At 70.9% G+C, this 18,043-nt stretch carries 19 protein-coding genes; 16 read left to right on the top strand and 3 right to left on the bottom strand.

Going from position 1 to position 18,043, the window contains the following annotated elements:
* The first annotated feature begins 2 nt into the window (after window positions 1-2).
* Entirely contained in the window at window positions 3-380 is a 378-nt protein-coding gene (locus ASF39_RS10410) for a response regulator (RefSeq protein ID WP_055887031.1), read from the top strand.
* A 238-nt stretch (window positions 381-618) separates the two neighbouring features.
* Here ASF39_RS10410 and secA read toward each other — a convergent pair whose 3' ends face one another.
* Entirely contained in the window at window positions 619-3,486 is a 2,868-nt protein-coding gene (gene secA / locus ASF39_RS10405; RefSeq protein WP_055887028.1) for a preprotein translocase subunit SecA, read from the bottom strand.
* Between the two features lie 200 nt (window positions 3,487-3,686).
* On the bottom strand, window positions 3,687-4,010 hold the full coding sequence (locus ASF39_RS10400; RefSeq protein WP_056283404.1) for a hypothetical protein: 324 nt from the start codon (window positions 4,008-4,010) through the stop codon (window positions 3,687-3,689).
* A 267-nt stretch (window positions 4,011-4,277) separates the two neighbouring features.
* Here ASF39_RS10400 and ASF39_RS10395 point away from each other — a divergent pair, with 267 nt between their 5' ends.
* The 3 genes from ASF39_RS10395 (at window position 4,278) to ASF39_RS21165 (ending at window position 6,029) form a co-directional block, all read left to right on the top strand.
* Complete coding sequence (locus ASF39_RS10395; RefSeq protein WP_056283402.1) at window positions 4,278-5,156, top strand: peptidylprolyl isomerase; 879 nt, start codon at window positions 4,278-4,280, stop codon at window positions 5,154-5,156.
* A 343-nt stretch (window positions 5,157-5,499) separates the two neighbouring features.
* Window positions 5,500-5,817 (top strand): hypothetical protein, encoded by a 318-nt coding sequence (locus tag ASF39_RS21865; RefSeq protein ID WP_056283399.1) that lies wholly within the window; start codon window positions 5,500-5,502, stop codon window positions 5,815-5,817.
* Window positions 5,814-6,029 carry a hypothetical protein gene (locus tag ASF39_RS21165; RefSeq protein WP_156399106.1) on the top strand — a complete coding sequence of 72 codons (216 nt, stop codon included), beginning with the start codon at window positions 5,814-5,816 and terminating at the stop codon, window positions 6,027-6,029. Before ASF39_RS21865 ends, ASF39_RS21165 begins: the two co-directional genes overlap by 4 nt.
* 121 nt (window positions 6,030-6,150) lie before the next feature.
* On the opposite strand, the gene ASF39_RS10385 is transcribed toward ASF39_RS21165, so the two are convergent.
* Window positions 6,151-8,811 (bottom strand): heparinase II/III family protein, encoded by a 2,661-nt coding sequence (locus tag ASF39_RS10385; protein ID WP_056283398.1) that lies wholly within the window; start codon window positions 8,809-8,811, stop codon window positions 6,151-6,153.
* A 212-nt stretch (window positions 8,812-9,023) separates the two neighbouring features.
* On the opposite strand from ASF39_RS10385, the gene flgB reads away from it, so the two are divergent.
* The 12 genes from flgB to ASF39_RS10325 all read left to right on the top strand — a co-directional run bounded on the left by flgB (window position 9,024) and on the right by ASF39_RS10325 (window position 18,043).
* Window positions 9,024-9,413 (top strand): flagellar basal body rod protein FlgB, encoded by a 390-nt coding sequence (flgB, locus tag ASF39_RS10380; protein WP_055887014.1) that lies wholly within the window; start codon window positions 9,024-9,026, stop codon window positions 9,411-9,413.
* Window positions 9,413-9,829, top strand: coding sequence for a flagellar basal body rod protein FlgC (flgC, locus tag ASF39_RS10375; RefSeq protein WP_055887010.1), 417 nt, complete (start codon window positions 9,413-9,415; stop codon window positions 9,827-9,829). The genes flgB and flgC overlap by 1 nt, the downstream gene beginning before the upstream one ends.
* Before the next feature lie 16 nt (window positions 9,830-9,845).
* On the top strand, window positions 9,846-10,181 hold the full coding sequence (locus ASF39_RS10370; RefSeq protein WP_055887008.1) for a flagellar hook-basal body complex protein FliE: 336 nt from the start codon (window positions 9,846-9,848) through the stop codon (window positions 10,179-10,181).
* A 27-nt stretch (window positions 10,182-10,208) separates the two neighbouring features.
* Window positions 10,209-10,997: a flagellar basal-body rod protein FlgG gene (flgG, locus tag ASF39_RS10365; RefSeq protein ID WP_055887005.1), complete on the top strand. Its 789-nt coding sequence runs from the start codon at window positions 10,209-10,211 to the stop codon at window positions 10,995-10,997.
* A gap of 185 nt (window positions 10,998-11,182) precedes the next feature.
* A complete protein-coding gene (flgA, locus tag ASF39_RS10360; protein WP_244472345.1) occupies window positions 11,183-11,683 on the top strand; it encodes a flagellar basal body P-ring formation chaperone FlgA in 501 nt (166 codons plus the stop codon).
* Window positions 11,683-12,783 carry a flagellar basal body P-ring protein FlgI gene (flgI, locus tag ASF39_RS10355; protein ID WP_056283395.1) on the top strand — a complete coding sequence of 367 codons (1,101 nt, stop codon included), beginning with the start codon at window positions 11,683-11,685 and terminating at the stop codon, window positions 12,781-12,783. The genes flgA and flgI overlap by 1 nt, the downstream gene beginning before the upstream one ends.
* Window positions 12,780-13,298 carry a MotE family protein gene (locus tag ASF39_RS10350; protein ID WP_056283393.1) on the top strand — a complete coding sequence of 173 codons (519 nt, stop codon included), beginning with the start codon at window positions 12,780-12,782 and terminating at the stop codon, window positions 13,296-13,298. Before flgI ends, ASF39_RS10350 begins: the two co-directional genes overlap by 4 nt.
* Window positions 13,298-14,032 carry a flagellar basal body L-ring protein FlgH gene (gene flgH / locus ASF39_RS10345; RefSeq protein ID WP_056283390.1) on the top strand — a complete coding sequence of 245 codons (735 nt, stop codon included), beginning with the start codon at window positions 13,298-13,300 and terminating at the stop codon, window positions 14,030-14,032. The genes ASF39_RS10350 and flgH overlap by 1 nt, the downstream gene beginning before the upstream one ends.
* A 113-nt stretch (window positions 14,033-14,145) precedes the next feature.
* Window positions 14,146-14,637: a flagellar basal body-associated FliL family protein gene (locus tag ASF39_RS10340; protein WP_056283386.1), complete on the top strand. Its 492-nt coding sequence runs from the start codon at window positions 14,146-14,148 to the stop codon at window positions 14,635-14,637.
* 147 nt (window positions 14,638-14,784) lie between these two features.
* A complete protein-coding gene (gene fliP, locus ASF39_RS10335; RefSeq protein WP_056283385.1) occupies window positions 14,785-15,555 on the top strand; it encodes a flagellar type III secretion system pore protein FliP in 771 nt (256 codons plus the stop codon).
* Window positions 15,556-15,719: 164 nt separating this feature from the next.
* Window positions 15,720-17,393, top strand: coding sequence for a flagellar basal-body MS-ring/collar protein FliF (gene fliF / locus ASF39_RS10330; RefSeq protein WP_056283382.1), 1,674 nt, complete (start codon window positions 15,720-15,722; stop codon window positions 17,391-17,393).
* Window positions 17,393-18,043, top strand: a complete 651-nt coding sequence (locus ASF39_RS10325) for a hypothetical protein (protein ID WP_056283379.1) — start codon at window positions 17,393-17,395, stop codon at window positions 18,041-18,043. Before fliF ends, ASF39_RS10325 begins: the two co-directional genes overlap by 1 nt.

Raw genomic sequence — 18,043 nt, 5'->3', positions numbered from 1 at the left:
CGATGAGCGAGACATCCACACACAGGGTGCTGATGGTCGAGGACGAATCGCTGCTCTTGGAAGTGATCACGGCGGATCTCGAGGATGCGGGCTTCACCGTCACCAGTGCGGCCAATGCGGAGAACGCCATCACTCTCCTGCGCGAGGGCTTGGCCGTCGACCTGCTGTTCACGGACATCCGGCTGCCGGGGGCGATGGACGGATGGCAGCTCGCCGAGGCGGCTCGCCGCCTGCGGCCCGGACTTCCGGTGATCTACGCCACCGGCTTCACGACGACGCCGCCGCGCCTGATCGAAGGCAGCATGTTCTTCACCAAGCCCTACCGGGCCTCCGCGATCATCCGTGCGATCCGAACCCTGGCCGAGGGCACCGCCGCCTGAGGCGGAGACCGCCTTACCCCGAGTCCTCCGCGCACCCCGCTGCCGGATCGCGGACGGTGTCCGCCGCACGCGGCATGCCTTTGCGATCGCCTACGACGACTACCCGGGGCGCAGCCGCGAGCGGCAGCACGACGCTGGCGGCTGTTGACGCCGTAGACGACGAGAACCCGGCGTCATTCCTCACGCCCAGGTCCGGCTCGATGCCGGACCCCTCCGTCGACCGCGCGCCCGAACGGCGTCAGACCGAAAAGCGGCCGTGGCAGTGCTTGTACTTCTTGCCCGACCCGCACGGGCAGGGCTCGTTGCGCCCGACGCGGCCCCAGGTCTCCGTGTCGTCCGGGTTGCGCTCCAGCACCGCGGTGTCGCCGGCCTCGGCGCCGGCCACCATGGTGGCGCGGGCGGCACCGGCATAGTCCATCTCGTTCTCGCCGGTGACCGGATCGAGGTGCTGGGCGAACATCGGCGGCAGGGCCGGCGAGGCGAAGGGATCGGGGGCCTGATCCTGCTGCTCGTACATGATCTCGATGCGCGAAAGCTGTTGGGTCACCTGCTCGCGCAGGGAGGCGACGAGGCCGTTGAACAGCTCGAACGCCTCCGATTTGTACTCGTTGAGCGGATCGCGCTGGGCGACACCGCGCCAACCCACCACCTGGCGCAGGTGGTCGAGGGTGACGAGATGCTCGCGCCAGAGGTGGTCGAGGGTCTGGAGCAGCACCTGCTTCTCGACGTAGGTCATCAGCTCGGGCGTGTTCTTCTCGACGCGGCCGGCATAGGCGTCGTCGGCGGCGGTGCGCAGGCGCTCGCGCATCTCCTCGTCGGCGATGCCCTCTTCCTTGGCCCAGTCCTCCACCGGCACGTCGAGGTTGAGGACGGTGGTGACCCGCTCGCGCAGCCCCTCCACGTCCCACTGCTCGGCGTAGGCGTTCTCGGGGATGTGGACGCTCACGAGGTCGTCGATGACGCCGTGACGCATCTCGTCGACGGTGTCGCGCACGCTCTCCTGGCCCATGAAATCGCGGCGCTGCTCGAACACGACCTTGCGCTGGTCGTTCATGACGTTGTCGTACTTGAGCACGTTCTTGCGCATGTCGAAGTTGCGCGCCTCGACCTTCTGCTGCGCCTTCTCGATGGCCTTATTGATCCAGGGGTGGATGATCGCCTCGCCGGGCTCGAGCCCCAGGCGCGTCAGCATCCCGTCCATGCGGTCGGACCCAAAGATCCGCATCAGGTCGTCCTGGAGCGAGAGGTAGAACTTCGAGCGGCCCGGATCGCCCTGGCGGCCGGAACGCCCGCGCAGCTGGTTGTCGATGCGGCGCGACTCGTGGCGCTCGGTGCCGATGATGTAGAGCCCGCCGGGTAGGGCCTTCTTGCGGCCGGCCTCCGGATCGGCCGGCTCGCCCGAGGCCAGCACCTTGGCGCGGTACGCCTCGATCTCGGCCTTGATCGCGGCGATGCGGGCCTCGCGCTCGGGCCCCTCAGGCACGTCGGCGAGCTCCTTGCCGATGCGCATCTCGAGGTTGCCGCCGAGTTTGATGTCGGTGCCGCGCCCGGCCATGTTGGTGGCGATGGTGATGGCGCCCGGCACGCCGGCCTCGGCCACGATGTAGGCCTCCTGCTCGTGGAAACGGGCGTTGAGGACCGCGAAGGTCTTGGTGACCTTGCCCTCGCGGGCGGCCTTGTAGACGTCGGTCAGCGCGTTCAGGTCCGAATAGTCCAGGGCCTTGAAGCCGGCCTTGCGCAGGAGGTCGGCCAGGTGCTCCGACTTCTCGATGGAGCCGGTGCCCACCAGGATCGGCTGGTGGCGGGCGTGCGCCTTCTCGATCTCGGCGATGATGCCGGCGTATTTCTCGTCCACCGTCCGGTAGACCTCGTCGTCCTCGTCGACGCGCTCGACCTCCTTGTTGGTCGGGATGTCGACGACCTCGAGCTTGTAGATCTCGGCGAACTCGTCCGCTTCCGTCGAGGCGGTGCCGGTCATGCCCGCGAGCTTGGAGTAGAGGCGGAAGTAGTTCTGGAAGGTGATCGAGGCGAGCGTCTGGTTCTCGGGCTGGATGGTGACCCGCTCCTTGGCCTCCAGGGCCTGGTGCAGCCCCTCCGAGTAGCGCCGGCCCTGCATCATGCGGCCCGTGAACTCGTCGATGATCACCACCTCGTCGTTCTTGACGATGTAGTCCTTGTCGAGGGTGAACAGGGTGTGGGCGCGCAGAGCCTGGTTGACGTGGTGGACCAGGGTGACGTTGTGCGCGTCGTAGAGGTCGCCCTCCTTCAGGAGGTCGGCGCCGCGCAGCAGTTCCTCGATGAACTCGTTGCCGCTCTCGGTGAGCGAGACCGTGCGCTGCTTCTCGTCGAGGTCGTAGTGCTCGCGCTCGAGGTGAGGCATCAGCGCGTCCACCGAGACGTAGAGGTCGGAGCGGTCGTCGACGGGGCCGGAGATGATGAGCGGGGTGCGCGCCTCGTCGATCAGGATCGAATCGACCTCGTCGACGATCGCGAAGTTGTGGCCGCGCTGCGCGAGCTGGCTCAGCTCGTACTTCATGTTGTCGCGCAGGTAGTCGAAGCCGAACTCGTTGTTGGTGCCGTAGGTGATGTCGCAGGCGTAGGCCGCCTTGCGCTGCTCGTCGTCGAGGCCGTGCACGATGGTGCCGACGGTGAGGCCGAGGAACCGGTAGACCCGGCCCATCCACTCGGCGTCGCGCGAGGCGAGGTAGTCGTTGACGGTGACGACGTGGACGCCGAGCCCCGAGAGGGCGTTGAGGTAGACCGGCAGCGTGGCGACCAGGGTCTTGCCCTCGCCGGTCTTCATCTCGGCGATGCCGCTCTCGTGCAGCACCATGCCGCCGATCATCTGCACGTCGAAGTGCCGCTGGCCGAGGACGCGCTTGGCGCCCTCGCGCACGGTGGCGAAGGCGGGCACGAGGATGTCGTCGAGGCTCTTGCCCGCGGCGATCTCGGCCTTCAGCATCTCGGTGCGGGCGCGCAGCTGATCGTCCGACAGGGCTGCGATCTGCGGCTCCAGGGCGTTGATCTCGGCCACACGGGGACGATAGCCCTTGACGCGCCTGTCGTTGGACGAGCCGAAAATCTTCTTAGCGAGGGCGCCGAGCATCGTGAACCTGCGGTCGATCGAAAGTGTCTGAACGGTCTGTTGGGCCGGGCTTATAGAGGTAATTATCGGCCTGCGCATCAGACAAGGGTTGGCGCCCCCGCGGCCCGATCACGGGCAGAAGAGGACGGGCCATGCCAAAGGCGCCCGGCGGACGCTTGGTTCCGCGCAGGCGCCCGATCGCAGGGGCGGCGTTCGATCGGTCAGTTGATCTGACAGAACCCGGCGCCCTGGCCGACGAGGCGGCCGCTGGCGCAGTTCGCCGCCACCGCCCCCGTCGAGGCCGGCTGGATCGCCTGGACGGGGGCGCGCACCGGCAGGATCGGCCGCAGGAAGGCCGCCTGCGGCTCCACCGGCATGCCGGCCGTCGCCGTGCGCCTAGCGGAGGCGTCGTGGGTCCGGGCCGGGGTCGCGTAGACGATGCCGCCACCCCCGCGGCCACCGCCGCCGCGCCCGCCGCGGGCCTGGGCCTCCTGGACGGAGGCGAACGCCAGGGCGAGGGCACCGATCACGACGGCGTGGCGCATCCGATTGTCCTCCGGGTCGAGGCTGAGACGGCGCCATCCTACGGCGGGGGCCTTAAGGCCGAGTGGATGCAACCGTTCGTATTCGACGCTTTCCGTGCGATCGGGCGGAGGTGCTGCGGTCCCCTCGGGCTTGCCATCGGGCCCGGCCCGCGCCACGTGTGTCGGCGTGAAACGCCGCGGCCGTCACGCCGCAAACCGCCACGCCTTCCGCGCCCCATCCGGCCACGAGAGCCGGCCCGCGGCGGCGCTTCCAAGGACGCATCCCCCATGATCAAGCCCTCCCGTCTCTGGCTCGCGAGCGCCCTCGCGCTCGGTGCGGCCCTGCCCGCCGATGCCCAGACGCCCCCGGCCGCTACGCCCGCCCCCGCGGCGGCGCTGGTGGCGCCCGAGACCGTGGTGGCCAAGGTCAACGGCGCGCCCATCACCGCCGGCGACCTCGCCGTGGCCAGCGACGACCCGGCCCTGTCTCTGCCCGGCGTCGACGAGGACCAGAAGAAGAACCTGCTCGTGGACTACATGGTCGACCTGAAGGTCGGCGCCCAGGCGGCGAACGCGGCCAAGATCGGCGAGACCGCCGACTTCCAGCGCAAGCTCGCCTACTTCAAGGACAAGCTCCTGCTCGACGAATACCTGGAGCGCGAGGCCAAGAAGGCCGCCACCCCGGAGGCCGCCAAAGCCCTCTACGAGCAGACCGTGAAGGCGATGAAGCCCGAGGAGGAGGTCCACGCCCGCCATATCCTGGTGGACAACGAGGCCGAGGCCAAGGCGATCGCCGCGCGGATCAAGGGCGGCGAGGAGTTCGCCAAGGTGGCCGGCGAGGCCTCGAAGGACCCCGGCTCCAAGACCGAGGGCGGCGATCTCGGCTGGTTCACGAAGGAGCGCATGGTCGCCCCCTTCGCCGAGGCCGCGTTCAAGATGAAGGCCGGCGAGGTCTCCGACCCGATCAAGACCCAGTTCGGCTGGCACGTGATCAAGGTCGAGGAGAAGCGCGTGAAGCCGGTGCCGACCTTCGCCGAGATGAAGGATCAGGTCGACCAGTACATCACCCGCAAGGCGCAGCAGGACCTGATCCTGAAGCTGCGCGAGGGCGCCAAGATCGAGCGCACCGACGCCGCCCCGGCCGCCGCGCCCGAGCCCAAGAAGTAGCGCGACGCCCGCCTATCCCCTCTCCCCGCTCGCGGGGAGGGGGCGAGCCGCGCTCGGCCGAATCGCGGTCGCGGGTACCCCCGTGTCATCGCGTGGATCGACCGCGACGGACCGATCCCGCCGCCGCGCCCGATCCGGCTGACGACGGCGGGATCCGGCTAACGGCGGCCCGATCGTGCGAGCCCGCACACGGATGCGATGTCCTTCGGCTCCGCTGGCTGGCCCGTGCCGAAATCAATATCCACATGTAACGAACAGCACATCCACAGGTGTGGTGGGGGCCTAACCCAGTCGTCGTTCGGAGCCGGCCGGTGCCGCTTCGACGTTTCGAGGAGGTCCCATCATGACGTGCCTTTCAAACATCGGATTTGCCGCCTTCGCCCTGACCGGCGTCGGCCTCGTGTTCCCGGCGGTCGCGGCGCCGCTCGCCGTGCCCGCCTCGCCGGCGGCGACGCTGGTCGACACGGTCGCCTACGGCTGCGGCCCCGGCTGGATCCCCAACCGCTTCGGCGATTGCCGCCCGATGTATCGCCGCTACGGCTACGGCTACGGCTACGGCCGGCCCTATCGCGGTGACGACGGCTATGGCGGCCGCGGCCATTACGGCGTCCGTCCCGTCTTTCACGTCGGCCCCTTCGGCGCCGGGATCTCCTTCCGTTGAGCGAGCCCGCCGCCGGCCTCGCGCCCGCTGCGGGCCGTGAGGCCGGCGGCGCCTGCCCAGAGCATCCCTCACGATCGACGACGGAGGCCGAGATGAACGAGTTCGACGGCGACACCCCATCCGAGTTCGACCACTGGAAGAACACCGCCCTGGCCTATGGCCTCATCGCCATCGGCACCTGCATCGTGATCTACGGCATCGTCGGCCAGTGATACGGTTTCCGCTTGGATAAAGCGGGAACCTTATCACCAAGCCCGCGCGGCATCTGAGCGAAGCCAAAATCCGCATTGCAAAGCAATCAGACGGATTTTGCACGACGGGCGGCGAAGGCCCTCAGGACTCGGGTCCGGCCAGGATCGGGGCGAGGGCACGCCCGGCGAGCAGGGTGGCCAGACGCCCCTCGGCCACGGTGTCGGAGGCGATCATCATCCCACCGCAGACCCGGTCCGTCCCGGACAGGGCGTAGCGCAGCACGCTGGAGGGGGTGAGCGCACCCGCGGCCTGCGAAACGAATCCCTGCATCGTCCCGGGCCGGTCGTTGCGGCCGTTGACGATGGCGAGCCCCGCCGCGCGTCCGGCCTGGACGATCGGCGTGAAGGCCAGCCGCGAGCGCCCGTGCTGCGCCATCGCCCGGCGCGGCGAGACGATGGCGGCCAGGATGTCGGGGCCCAGGTGCAGCAATCCTTCCATCGCGATCGGCCCGCCCCGCGTCGCGAAGCGATCGAGGACGACGAGCCCGCTGAGGTCGTGCAGCGCCACCACGAGGCGGGCATGGGCATAGGCGGGGCCGTGGACGCCGGTGCCGATCTCGTAGGCGGTGGCGCCGTCGAGGGCGGTCACGCCCGCGAGCCAGGCCTCGCCCGCCATCGGTTCGCGCCCGTCGGGAGCGGCCACGTTGTGGCCCTGCGCGCTCACGAGGTGGTGGCGCACCGCCCCCGTCTCCACGAGGCTCGACCCGCCCGCCTCGACGATCCAGCGCACGCCCTCCGTCGCGTAGACGAAGGAGGTGGCGTCGCGATGCCCGGACCCGTTGGCCGCGTAGGTGCAGGCGAGGTGGCCCCACAGCCGTCCCGGGGCGTCCTGGCGCAGGACGATGACGCCGCCCGACGGGGCGGCCGGCTCCGGGGGCGGTGGCGGCGGGCCGCGCCGGCGGTCGGCCACCAAGTCCGTCTCCAGCGCTCTGCGGCCGCGCAGGCGTCCGATCCAGGCGGCGTGGTCCACCCCGTGGGGCGTGTCCCCGAACGGCGGCAGCCGTCCGCCGGGATCGAGGAGGCCGGTGAGCCCGGGCATCGCCGCTTCCACCCGTCCCGCGATGGTCGCGGCGAGGGGGTGGTCCGTCAGCCCCTCGGCCAGCGCGCGTCCCAGGGTCGCGAGGTCGAGGCGCCGATGCAGGCTCGGGTCGGGGATGGACCCGTCGGGCCGGATCTGGCGCTCGATGCAGGCGGCGACGCCGCTAAGCGCCAGCCCCGTCCAATGGGCGGCCACGGGCAGGGCGGGCAGGGCGCGGGCGACCCCGAGGAGGGCGGCGGCGGCCTCGAGCTGCAGGAGGGAGCGCGCCAGGGCGTTCTGCCCGACGATCTCGGCGAGGGCGAACCCGTGCCGGGCGATCTCGCCGGTGAGGACGAGGGCGGCGGCCTCGCCCTCGGGCGCACGCCCGAGCAGTCTGACGAAGACCTCGGCCCGCTGGGCGAGGGCGGCCGGATGCAGGGCGAGTCCGTCGGCCGGATCGCCCCAGGGATTGCCCGCGGACCACGATAGCGCCAGCGCCAGCGCCCGCTCCGGCCCGTCCGGGGATTCGGCCATGGGCCATAGCCAGGTCAGGGCCTGGTAGGCGATGCGCCAGGGCACCGAGCGGAACGGATCCTCGGTCCAGTCCGGTGTTTCCGGCACGGGCCAGTCGGGGCAGGCGGCAAGCCGCAGCACGCCGGCCCCGGCCTTCGCCTCGCCGTCCTGCAGGGCGCGCGCCCTGGCCAGGATCGGGGGCACCGCGGCGACCGTCCTGCGCGGAGGGCACCAGGCCGCCACCGCCGCGTCCGACAGCTCGAGGTGTTCGGCCAGCCGCGCGAGGAAGGCGGGGGCCGCGAGGAGGTCGTCGCCGCTCACGCTCTCCAGCCGCAGCCTGTCGTCGAGGGCGACCTCGGGGTCGTCGATGAGTTCGACCGGGCGCCCGTCCCCGTCCCAGGCGGCAAACCCCACCGAGACGCGGGCCGCGTCCGGTGGCGGCATGAGGTCGAGGGTGAAGCGGCGGGCCTGCTGCTGGGTCGGCAGGTCGACGAAGGCGCCCAATGCCGGGAGCACGATGGTGCCGGGATAGGGCGGCGGGATCGGCGTGCCGTCCGCGTCGCGGTAGAGGATGCGTGCGTGGGCGGCGTGCTCGCCGGGGGTCGCCGCGAAGATCTGCCCGCGCAGGACCAGGGGCCGCCCCGGCACCAGGACGTGGTCGAACCATACCGGCTCAGGCCCGAGACGCCGGCGGCGGCGCGAGGGCAATGGGGCGAGGGCGTCGCGCCGGGCCTGGCTCAGCTGCGGGCGGGTGACGACGAAGGGCCGGGTGTTGCGCCAGGAGCGGATCGTCACCGCCACCCGCGCGGCCGGGGCCGGCAGCATGAAGGCGACGCGCACGAGCGCGGCGCGGGGCGCCGCCGCTTCGCCGGGGTGATAGGCCGGGCCGGCGATCCAGGTGCCGTGGGGGTCGAGTTGCGTGCGGTCGAGGCCCAGCACCTGGTCGAGGTCGAGGCTCGATCCGTCCTGCGCCTGCGGGTCGATGCCGACCAGGGCGAAATCGGGGGCGGCCGCCGCGGTCTCGTCCGCGTCCCAGGCGATGCCGAACCGGACCTCGCACCACCCGTCGGGGACGAGGTCGCCGTAGGCGAGCACCACCCGCGACCAGCGGTTCTTGGTGCCGACCACGTGCTCGTCTTCGCCAGCGCCGGGGTGGGCGCCGCCGGCATAGCGGGCCGGGGAGGGGTCAGGCGAGGGGGTCGGCCCGCTCATGCGACGTCCGGCAGGGGGCGAAGGGTCATCGCGGGCTCGGGATCAAGCGGGACGGACCATCGAACGGGCAGGGGCCCGGGCCGGCCTCGGACCTGCGGTCTCCTCCCCGGCCTGTCAAGGTTGGGCGCGGCGCCGGCCTCGCCCGTCAGCTTCGGACAAGGTTGCCGCCCTACTGGTCCACATCGAAGACGATCACATCCGGAGCCAGGGCGGTGACAGGCGTTTACCTTTTCGAGATCGCCTCGCAGCAGGCCCGTCACCTCGCCGTCCGGCAGGCGACGATCGCCAGCAACGTCGCCAACGCCAACACCCCCGACTACAAGGCCCGCGACGTGGTGCCCTTCGCCGAGGTGCTCTCCCGCGCCGGCTCCATGACCGGGCTGGCGATGACGGCGAGCGCCCATGTCGCCTCCGCCGAGAGCCCGGTTCCGACGCGGCCGGTCAAGGCCGAAGCGGCCTGGGACGCCCTCGAGACCTCGAGCTCTGTCAGCCTGGAGCAGGAGATGCTCAAGGCCGGCGAGGTCAGCCGCGACCACAACCTCAACACCGGCATCGTGAAGGCGTTTCACCGCATGCTGATGTCCGCCGTGAGGGCGGGCTGATGATCGATCCGCTCTCCGCCTCCACGCGCCTGGCCAGCGCCGGCATGGAGGCGCAGTCCCTGCGCCTGCGCATCGCCGCCGAGAACGTCGCCAACGCCCAGTCCACCGGGGCGGAGCCGGGCTCGGACCCCTATGCGCGCAAGACGGTGTCGTTCCGCTCGGCCATGGACCGGGCCGCGGGCCTCGCCTCGGTGAAGCTGAACACCATCGGCACCGACAAGAGCCCGTTCCGGATCGAGCGCGATCCCGGCAACCCGGCCGCCGACGACGAGGGCAACGTCAAGATGCCCAACGTGAACATGCTCGTGGAGATGGCCGACATCCGCGAGGCCAACCGCTCCTACGAGGCCAACGTGCAGGTGATCAAGCAGGCCCGCGCCATGGTGGCCAGCGTCATCGACCTCCTGAAGTCCTGAAAGAAGACCCGCCCCGATGATCGAAGCCCTCGCCTCCATTTCCGCCTTCGACCGGGCCGGCGCGGCCTCGCGCACCGAAGGCACCGCCGCCCTGCAGCGGGCGGTGATGCCCGCCGTGGGCGGCGCCGCCCCGGTCACGGACTTCGGCGACGTCATGGCCCAGCTGGTGTCGGGGGTGCGCACCTCGGTGCGGACCGGCGAGGCCACCGCCATCCAGGGCATCCAGGGCAAGGCCTCCGCCCAACAGGTGGTGGAGGCGGTGCTCTCCGCCGAACAGAGCCTGCAGACCGCCATCGCAGTGCGCGACAAGGTCGTGGCCGCCTACCTCGAACTCAGCCGCATGCCGATCTGAGATCCGCCGATTTAAGGAAGTACCGCCGTGAGAGCACTCGCCATCGCCGCGACCGGCATGAACGCCCAGCAGATGAACCTCGAGGTCATCGCCAACAACATCGCCAACCTCAACACCACCGGCTTCAAGCAGGCGCGGGCCGAGTTCACCGACCTGCTCTACCAGGCCGAGCGCCAGCAGGGCGTGCCCAACCAGGCCGGCCAGGAGCCGGTGCCCGAGGGCGCCATGCTGGGCCTGGGCGTGCGCACCGCCGCGATCCGCAACCTCCACCGCCAGGGGCAGCTCGCCAACACGTCGAACCAGCTCGACCTGGCCATCAACGGCCGCGGCTACTTCCAGATCACCAACCCCAACGGCGAGATCAACTACACCCGCGCCGGCTCGTTCAACCGCAACAACGCCGGCCAGCTGGTGACGCTGGAGGGCTACACCGTCGAGCCGGCGATCCTCCTGCCCGCCAACGCCGTCGACGTGGTAGTCAACCAGTCCGGCCAGGTCTTCGCCAAGATCGACGGCCAGGTCGCCCAGCAGAACATCGGCCAGCTCTCGCTCGCCAACTTCGCCAACGAATCCGGCCTCGAGCCCCTGGGCAACGGCCTCTACCGCGAGACCCCGGCCTCCGGGCAGCCGGTGGTGGGCGTCGCCGGCGACGTCAGCTTCGGCAAGATCCAGCAGGGCTACCTCGAAGGATCGAACGTCGATCCGGTCAAGGAGATCACTAACATGATCACCGCCCAGCGCGCCTTCGAGATGAACTCGAAGGTGATCCAGGCCGCCGACGAGATGGCCGGCACGGTCTCCAAGGGCATCCGCTGAGCGAAGGGCATCCGCTGAGCGAAGGGTATCCGATAGGGCCACCGGCCGCGCTGAGGCGGGGCCGCCCCGCTCCTCCACCCCACCGGCGGCGCCCGCTCGATGCGTGCCGCCCGAGACCTCGAACAGGCGGACGGCGGGGCGGACGCCCGGCCGAGGGACCCGGCTCGCCGCCGGCCGGACACACGATGAAGAGCGCGACCACCATGGGCCAGACACATCTCACCGGACGGATCGCGCGGGGCCTCGCCTCGGCCGCGACAGGGCTCGCCCTCTGCGCCGGCCCGCTCTGGGCGGCCGACCTCGTGCTGCCGGTGCCCACGGTGACGATCTACGCCGGCGACGTCATCAAGGAGTCGATGCTGCGCTCCCAGGCCTATCCCGAGACCTTCAGGGCGCGGGGCGCGGTCATCGACGCGCCGCTGGCCATGGTCGGGCGCACCGCCCGGCGGATGCTGCTGCCGGGCGAGCCGGTGCCGGTCAACGCCGTCGAGGACCCGCGCCTCGTCAGCCGCGGCGCCCCCACCCAGATCGTGTTCGAGGAGAACGGCCTGTTCATCACCACGGTGGGCTCGCCCCTCCAGAACGGGGGCCTGGGCGAACTCATCCGGGTGCGCAACGCCGACACCGGCCGCATCGTCCTCGGCACGGTGATGGCCGACGGCCGCATCCGCACCGGGGACAAGTGATGCGCCGCATCCTCCTGGTCCTGGCAGCCCTCGTCCTCGCGGCCGTCCCCGCCGCCGCCGGCACGCGGATCAAGGACATCGCCACCCTCAAGGGCGTGCGCGACAACCAGCTCGTCGGCTACGGCCTCGTCACCGGCCTGCAAGGCACCGGCGACACCCTGCGCAACGCCCAGTTCACCGAGCAGTCGCTGCAGTCGATGCTCGACAAGATGGGCATCAACGTCCGCGACGCCCGCCTGCGCACCCGCAACGTCGCCGCCGTGATGGTGACCGCCGACCTGCCGCCCTACACCGGCACCGGCTCGCGCATCGACGTCACGGTGACCTCGCTGGGCGATTCCTCGTCGCTCAAGGGCGGCACCCTGCTGATGACGCCGCTGATGGGCGGCGACGGCCTCGTCTACGCCGCGGCGCAGGGACCGCTGGCGGTCTCGGGCTTCACCGCCGGCGGCGCGGCCGAGACGGTGACGCAGGGCGTGCCCACCGCCGGGCGCATCCCCAACGGGGCGCTGATCGAGCGCGAGGTGGTCGGCACCTTCCGCGACCTGCCCGAACTGGTGATGGAACTGAAGAACCCCGACTTCAAGACCGCGATCCTGGTGGCCGACGCCATCAACACCTACGCCCTGCAGCGTTTCCGCAAGCGCGTGGCGATCCCCCGCGACCAGCGCGCGGTGGTGCTGATCCGGCCCGCGCAGATCGCCCAGACCCGCTTCATCGCCGAGATCGGCGACCTGTCCGTCGATCCCGACGTGCCGGCCCGGGTCGTCGTCGACCAGCGCACCGGCACGGTGGTGATTGGCCGCAACGTCCAGGTCTCCACGGTGGCGGTCACCCACGGCAACCTCACCGTCCGCGTCACCGAGACGCCCGAGGTGTCGCAGCCCGAGCCCTTCTCCAACGGCCGGACCGTGGTGGTGCCCCGCACCGAGGTCGCGGTCAACGAGCAGCCGGGCCGGCTCGCCATCATCCGCGGCTCGGACCTCCAGACCCTGGTGCGCGGCCTCAACCAGGTCGGCCTGAAACCCACCGACATCATCTCGATCCTGCAGGCGGTGAAGACCGCCGGCGCCCTCCAGGCGGAGCTCGTCGTCCAATGACCGGCAGGCGCTCCCTCCTCGCTGCCGCCATCGCGCTCGTCCTCGCCGCCGGGTCGGCCGCGGCGATCGAACCGCCGCCGCCGGTCGAGGCGGCCCGTGCGCCCGAGGCCGCACCCAAGCAATCCGGCTATTGCGCCAGCATCGCCGATGCCGCCGCCGACGCGCGCTTCGCCTGGCAGAAGGAGCAGCTCGCGACCCTGGAGAAGCAGGTCGAGGAGCGGATCGCGAAGCTCGAGGAGAAGCGCGCCGAATACGAATCCTGGCTGACCCGCCGCAACGCCTTCCTCGCCAAGGCCGACGAGGGCGTGGTGGCGATCTACACCAAGATGCGTCCCGACGCGGCCGCCCTCCAGCTCGCCAACATGCCCGAGGAATCCGCGGCCGCGATCCTCACCAAGCTGAACGCCCGCACCGCGAGCGCCATCCTCAGCGAGATGGAGGCCGCCCGCGCCTCGCAACTCGCCCGCGTCATGACCGATCTGGGCAAGAAGGCCCGGGAAAGCGAGAAATCCTGATGACCCGCCCGGCACCCGCAGGCTCCAGAGCCCGCCTCGGCCTCGCCCTTCTCGCCCTCGCGCCGGCTCTGGGCGCCTGCAACGCCAACCGCCTGTCGGAGTTCGGCCAGCCGCCGGTGCTCAGCCCCATCGGCACCGGGCTGGCCGCCCCGCGCGAGGCGCTGCCGACCACCTTCGGCTCGCTCAACCGCAAGACCTATCATTCGACCTGGGCGCCCGGCGCCGTCGAGATCTTCCAGGACCCGCGCGCCCGCAACGTCGGCGACGTCATCACGGTCTCGATCCAGATCGAGGACAAGGCGCAGTTCGGCAACTCCAGCGACCGCTCGCGCAGCCAGCGCTCGGGTCTCGGCTTCGATTTCGGCTACGGCGTCTCGGCGCTCAAGGACACGGCCACGGCGGATGCCGGCATCCGCTCCTCCACCGAGAGCAAGGGGGCGGGCAACATCGACCGGTCCGAGAGCCTGCGGCTCTCGGTGGCGGCCGTCGTCACCGAGGTCATGCCCAACGGCAACATTCTGATCTCGGGCTCGCAGGAAGTGCAGGTCAACAACGAGGTCCGCGTCCTCACGGTGGCCGGCATCGTGCGGCCGCGCGACATCTCCCGCCTGAACACCATCGCCTACGACAAGATCGCCGAGGCGCGCATCTCCTACGGCGGCCGCGGCCGCATCAGCGAGGTGCAGGCCCCGACCTTCGGCCAGCAGGTCTTCGAGACCCTCGCGCCGTTCTGACGGCTGACACTCGGCACGCCGACGCATCGACCTGCTGAGACCTTCGATGGATCGCAGATTTTCGACGCAAAACCGGCGACCACGTTTGCGAAATCTGCTCGGGAGACGACGCGATGGCCGCCAAGACCGACGAGGCCCCCAAGAAGAAGGGCGCCATGGCGCTGATCGGCGCCGTGGCGGTGGCGAGCGTGATCGCCATCGGCACCGGCGGCGGGCTCGGCCTCTACCTGCAGTCCACCGTGGAGAAGGCGGTCGACCAGAAGAAGAAGGACGAGGAGGACAAGGCCGTGAAGGTCCTCAAGTACACCGGCGACCTCTCGCTGCGCAGCGTCGGCTCGGTGGTGACCAACCTCGCCGACGCCAACGAGGCCTGGGTGCGGCTCGAATCCTCGGTGGTGTTCAAGACCGCGGCGGTGCCGAGCCCCGACGTGGCGCTCGCCGAGATCCGGGCCGACATCACCGCCTACCTGCGCTCGGTCACCACCCGCCAGATCGAGGGCCCGAGCGGCCTTCAGCACCTGCGCGAAGATCTCAACGAGCGCGTGGCGCTGCGCACCAAGGGCCAGGTCCGCGAGCTGATCGTCGAATCGCTGGTGGTCCAGTAGCGGGCCACCCTCCCTCCCCCTCGTGGGGAGGGAAGACGGGTGGGGGTGGCTGGGTGATCCTCCGCCTCCGGCAAGCGGCACAACCCCCACCTCCGACTCCTCCCCACGAGGGGGAGGAGAATCGCCGGCATCGACCGGGGTCGATCGATGGAAAGCCTCATGAGACATCTCAAACCGGCGTTCCTCGCCCTCGCCGCCCTGCCGCTCCTCACGGCGGCGGCCTCCGCCCAGTCCGCCACCGGCGTGCCGGCGCTGGACGCCCTGCTGCCGGCCGGCAACGGAGCGGCGAGCGGGCGCATCCTGCAACTCGTCGCGCTGATGACGGTGCTGTCCCTGGCGCCCGGCCTCCTCGTGATGGTGACGAGCTTCACGCGGTTCGCCGTGGCGTTCTCGTTCCTGCGCTCCGGGCTCGGCCTCCAGAGCACGCCGGCCAACCTGTTCCTGGTGAGCCTGTCGCTGTTCCTGACCTTCTACGTGATGGCGCCCACCTTCGACCGGGCCTGGAACGAGGGCGTGAAGCCGCTGAGCGAGAACCGGATGACGGAGGCGGAGGCCTTCCCCAAGATCGTCGAGCCGTTCCGCGAGTTCATGACCACGCACGTGCGCCCCAAGGACCTCCAGACCTTCCGGGATCTGGCGAGCCGCACCTTCCCGGCGGCCGAGGAGGGCGAGAAGATCGACCTGCGCATCCTCATCCCCGCCTTCATGATCTCCGAACTGCGGCGCGGCTTCGAGATCGGCTTCCTCATCGCGCTGCCGTTCCTCGTCATCGACATGATCGTGTCCACGGTGGTGATGTCGATGGGCATGATGATGCTGCCGCCCACCGTGATCTCGCTGCCGTTCAAGGTGCTGTTCTTCGTCCTGATCGACGGGTGGAACATGCTGGTGAGCGGGCTGGTGCGATCGTTCTACTGAGGTTTCTCGGTTCTCGACCGGTCGCGGGACGGGGTCGAACCCGCACGTCGCCGGCAGCGCCGAAACGCGACGGAAAGGCCCCGGCGGGCCACGCAATCTCCGCGCAAGGCTGACGGGCAAGAAGGGCGGCACAGGCCGCGTGCCCGTCAGGAGCAGTCCCGTCAATGTCCGGTCGCCAACACGCCGAGAGGCTCTGGAACAACATCGTCGCCCTGGGCGGGCGGCGGATCGCGGCCCTCGGGCTGATCGGCCTCGTCGTCTTTCTGTCGGTGGGGCTGGGCGCCCTCTACCTCAGCCGTCCCGCCCAGGAGACGCTCTACACCGGCCTGAGCCGCGAGGACGTCGGCCGCATCGGCGGCGTGCTCAAGGACGCCAACATCCCCTTCGACGTCGCCGCCGACGGCGCCTCCGTCCTAGTGGCCTACGGCCACACCGCGCAGGCGCGCATGCTGCTCGCCGAGAAGGGCCTGCCGCAGAGCTCCAAGTCCGGCTACGAATTGTTCAACGACCTCGGCTCGCTGGGCATGACCTCGTTCATGCAGGAGGTCACCCGGGTCCGGGCGCTCGAGGGCGAGATCGCCCGCACCATCCAGGGCATGAAGGGCGTGCGTGCCGCGCGCGTCCACATCGTCCTGCCCGACCGCGGCTCGTTCCGCCGCGACCAGCAGCCGCCCTCGGCTTCCGTGGTGGTGCGCACCGAGCCCGCCGACGACGTCAGCGGCGCCCAGTCGATCCGCCACCTCGTCGCCTCGGCCGTGCCCGGCATGAAGCCCGACCGCGTCACCGTGATCGGCACCGACGGCGCCCTCATCCTCTCGGGCGACGAGGCCAACACCGCCGCCACCGGCAAGATGGCGAGCCTGGAGAAGACGCTCGGCCGCGAGGTCCAGGACAACATCCGCCGGACGCTGACCCCCTACCTCGGCGTCGGCAACTTCGAGGTCAGCGTCGCGGCCCGCCTCAACACCGACAAGACCGTCCAGAACGAGACGATCTACAATCCCGACCAGCGCGTCGAACGCTCGACACGGGCGGTGCGCGAGACCGAGAACGCCCAGAACCGCGCCTCGCAGCGACCGACCACGGCCCAGCAGAACCTGCCCGACCAGCGCGTCCGCTCGGACGGCAACGACACCTCGAGCAACGAGACCCAGAAGCGCGAGGACCTGACCAACTACGAGATCTCGACCAAGACCATCCAGACGGTGAGCGACGGCTACGCCATCCGCCAGCTCTCGGTGGCCGTGCTGGTCAACCGCTCGCGCCTGGCGGCGCTGGCCGGTCCCGAGGGCGGCAAGGCCGCCATCGACGCCCAGATCGCCGAGATCGAGCAGCTGATCGGCTCGGCCGCGGGCTTCAACAAGGAGCGGGGCGACAACGTCAAGGTCGCCGCCGTGGGCTTCGTCAACGACGGCCAGGCCCTGGAGCCGGTGGCGCCCTTGAGCCTCACCGACGTGCTGCTGCGCCAGTCGGCCACCCTCATCAACGCCGCCACCATCCTGCTGGTGGCCGGCCTGCTGATCTGGTTCGGCCTGCGCCCGGCCATGCGCGCCATCCTGGCGATCCCGGCCGCCGAGCAGGAGCAGGTGGCCGCACTGGCCGCCGGCGGGCTCGACCCCGACGGCACGCCGGCCGGCGCCCTCACCGGACCGGCGGCCTCGGGCCTGCCCGAACTGGCGGCGCCCGCCGCCGCCACGGGGGTCGCCGGCCTGATCGAGGATCTCGCCGACAAGCTCAACCGCTCGCCGCAGAAGCGGCTCGAGCAGATGATCGAAGCCGACGAGGAGCAGGCCGCGCAGATCCTCAAGCGCTGGCTCCTGCGTGAGGAGGCCGCGTGATGGCACCGGTGATCGCCCGTTATCTCCCCGACTTCTCCGTGGCGCCGGCGGCCCCCCCGCCCCGCGCCCAGGACGGGCTCGCCCTCCTCCTGCGCACCGCCCCGGCCCCGGTCGCGCCGCCGGCTCCCGTCGAGGACCGCGAGGCCCTGCTTCGCGCCGCCGAGGCGAAGGGCTGGGAGCAGGGCCGGGCCGACGCCCAGGCCGAATCCGCCGCCGTCCTCGCCCGGGCCCGCGAGGACTTCGACGGGCGCCTCGACACCGCCCGCCGCGACTGGTGCCGCCACGAGGCCGAGGCGCTGGCCGCCGGCCTCAATGGCGCCGTCGAGGCCCTGGCCACGGCCTTGAGCGAGCGCATCGGCCGGTTGCTGGTGCCGGTGGTGACCGCGTCCCTGCGCGTCCGGGCGGTCGAGGAACTCTCGGGCGTGCTCGCAAAGCTCCTCACCGAGGGGACGAACGGCGACCCGATCCGGGTCGAGGGCCCTGGCGACCTCCTCGAGGCCATCGCCGAGCGGCTGGGGCCCCTGTCGGCCACCGTCGCCTTCACGCCGGCGCAGGCCGTCGACGTAACCGTCCGGGCCGACCAGACCCTGATCGAGACCCAACTCGGGGCCTGGGCCGATCGCCTCGCCGCCGCCGTCGGAGCGCGCTGA

Source organism: Methylobacterium sp. Leaf108, from assembly GCF_001423265.1.
Lineage (GTDB): Bacteria > Pseudomonadota > Alphaproteobacteria > Rhizobiales > Beijerinckiaceae > Methylobacterium.
Note: the sequence above shows the minus strand (reverse complement) of the source record. Positions and strands in the feature narration are given on the sequence as shown.

Coding starts and splice junctions, on each gene's coding strand:
- ASF39_RS10370 (WP_055887008.1), top strand. CDS start 9,846: ATGATCGAAGCCCTCGCCTCCATTTCCGCCTTCGACCGGGCCGGCGCG.
- fliP (WP_056283385.1), top strand. CDS start 14,785: ATGGAAAGCCTCATGAGACATCTCAAACCGGCGTTCCTCGCCCTCGCC.
- ASF39_RS10340 (WP_056283386.1), top strand. CDS start 14,146: ATGGCCGCCAAGACCGACGAGGCCCCCAAGAAGAAGGGCGCCATGGCG.
- secA (WP_055887028.1), bottom strand. CDS start 3,486: ATGCTCGGCGCCCTCGCTAAGAAGATTTTCGGCTCGTCCAACGACAGG.
- ASF39_RS10400 (WP_056283404.1), bottom strand. CDS start 4,010: ATGCGCCACGCCGTCGTGATCGGTGCCCTCGCCCTGGCGTTCGCCTCC.
- ASF39_RS10395 (WP_056283402.1), top strand. CDS start 4,278: ATGATCAAGCCCTCCCGTCTCTGGCTCGCGAGCGCCCTCGCGCTCGGT.
- ASF39_RS21865 (WP_056283399.1), top strand. CDS start 5,500: ATGACGTGCCTTTCAAACATCGGATTTGCCGCCTTCGCCCTGACCGGC.
- ASF39_RS10350 (WP_056283393.1), top strand. CDS start 12,780: ATGACCGGCAGGCGCTCCCTCCTCGCTGCCGCCATCGCGCTCGTCCTC.
- flgI (WP_056283395.1), top strand. CDS start 11,683: ATGCGCCGCATCCTCCTGGTCCTGGCAGCCCTCGTCCTCGCGGCCGTC.
- flgA (WP_244472345.1), top strand. CDS start 11,183: ATGAAGAGCGCGACCACCATGGGCCAGACACATCTCACCGGACGGATC.
- ASF39_RS10385 (WP_056283398.1), bottom strand. CDS start 8,811: ATGAGCGGGCCGACCCCCTCGCCTGACCCCTCCCCGGCCCGCTATGCC.
- ASF39_RS10325 (WP_056283379.1), top strand. CDS start 17,393: ATGGCACCGGTGATCGCCCGTTATCTCCCCGACTTCTCCGTGGCGCCG.
- flgC (WP_055887010.1), top strand. CDS start 9,413: ATGATCGATCCGCTCTCCGCCTCCACGCGCCTGGCCAGCGCCGGCATG.
- fliF (WP_056283382.1), top strand. CDS start 15,720: ATGTCCGGTCGCCAACACGCCGAGAGGCTCTGGAACAACATCGTCGCC.
- flgH (WP_056283390.1), top strand. CDS start 13,298: ATGACCCGCCCGGCACCCGCAGGCTCCAGAGCCCGCCTCGGCCTCGCC.
- ASF39_RS10410 (WP_055887031.1), top strand. CDS start 3: ATGAGCGAGACATCCACACACAGGGTGCTGATGGTCGAGGACGAATCG.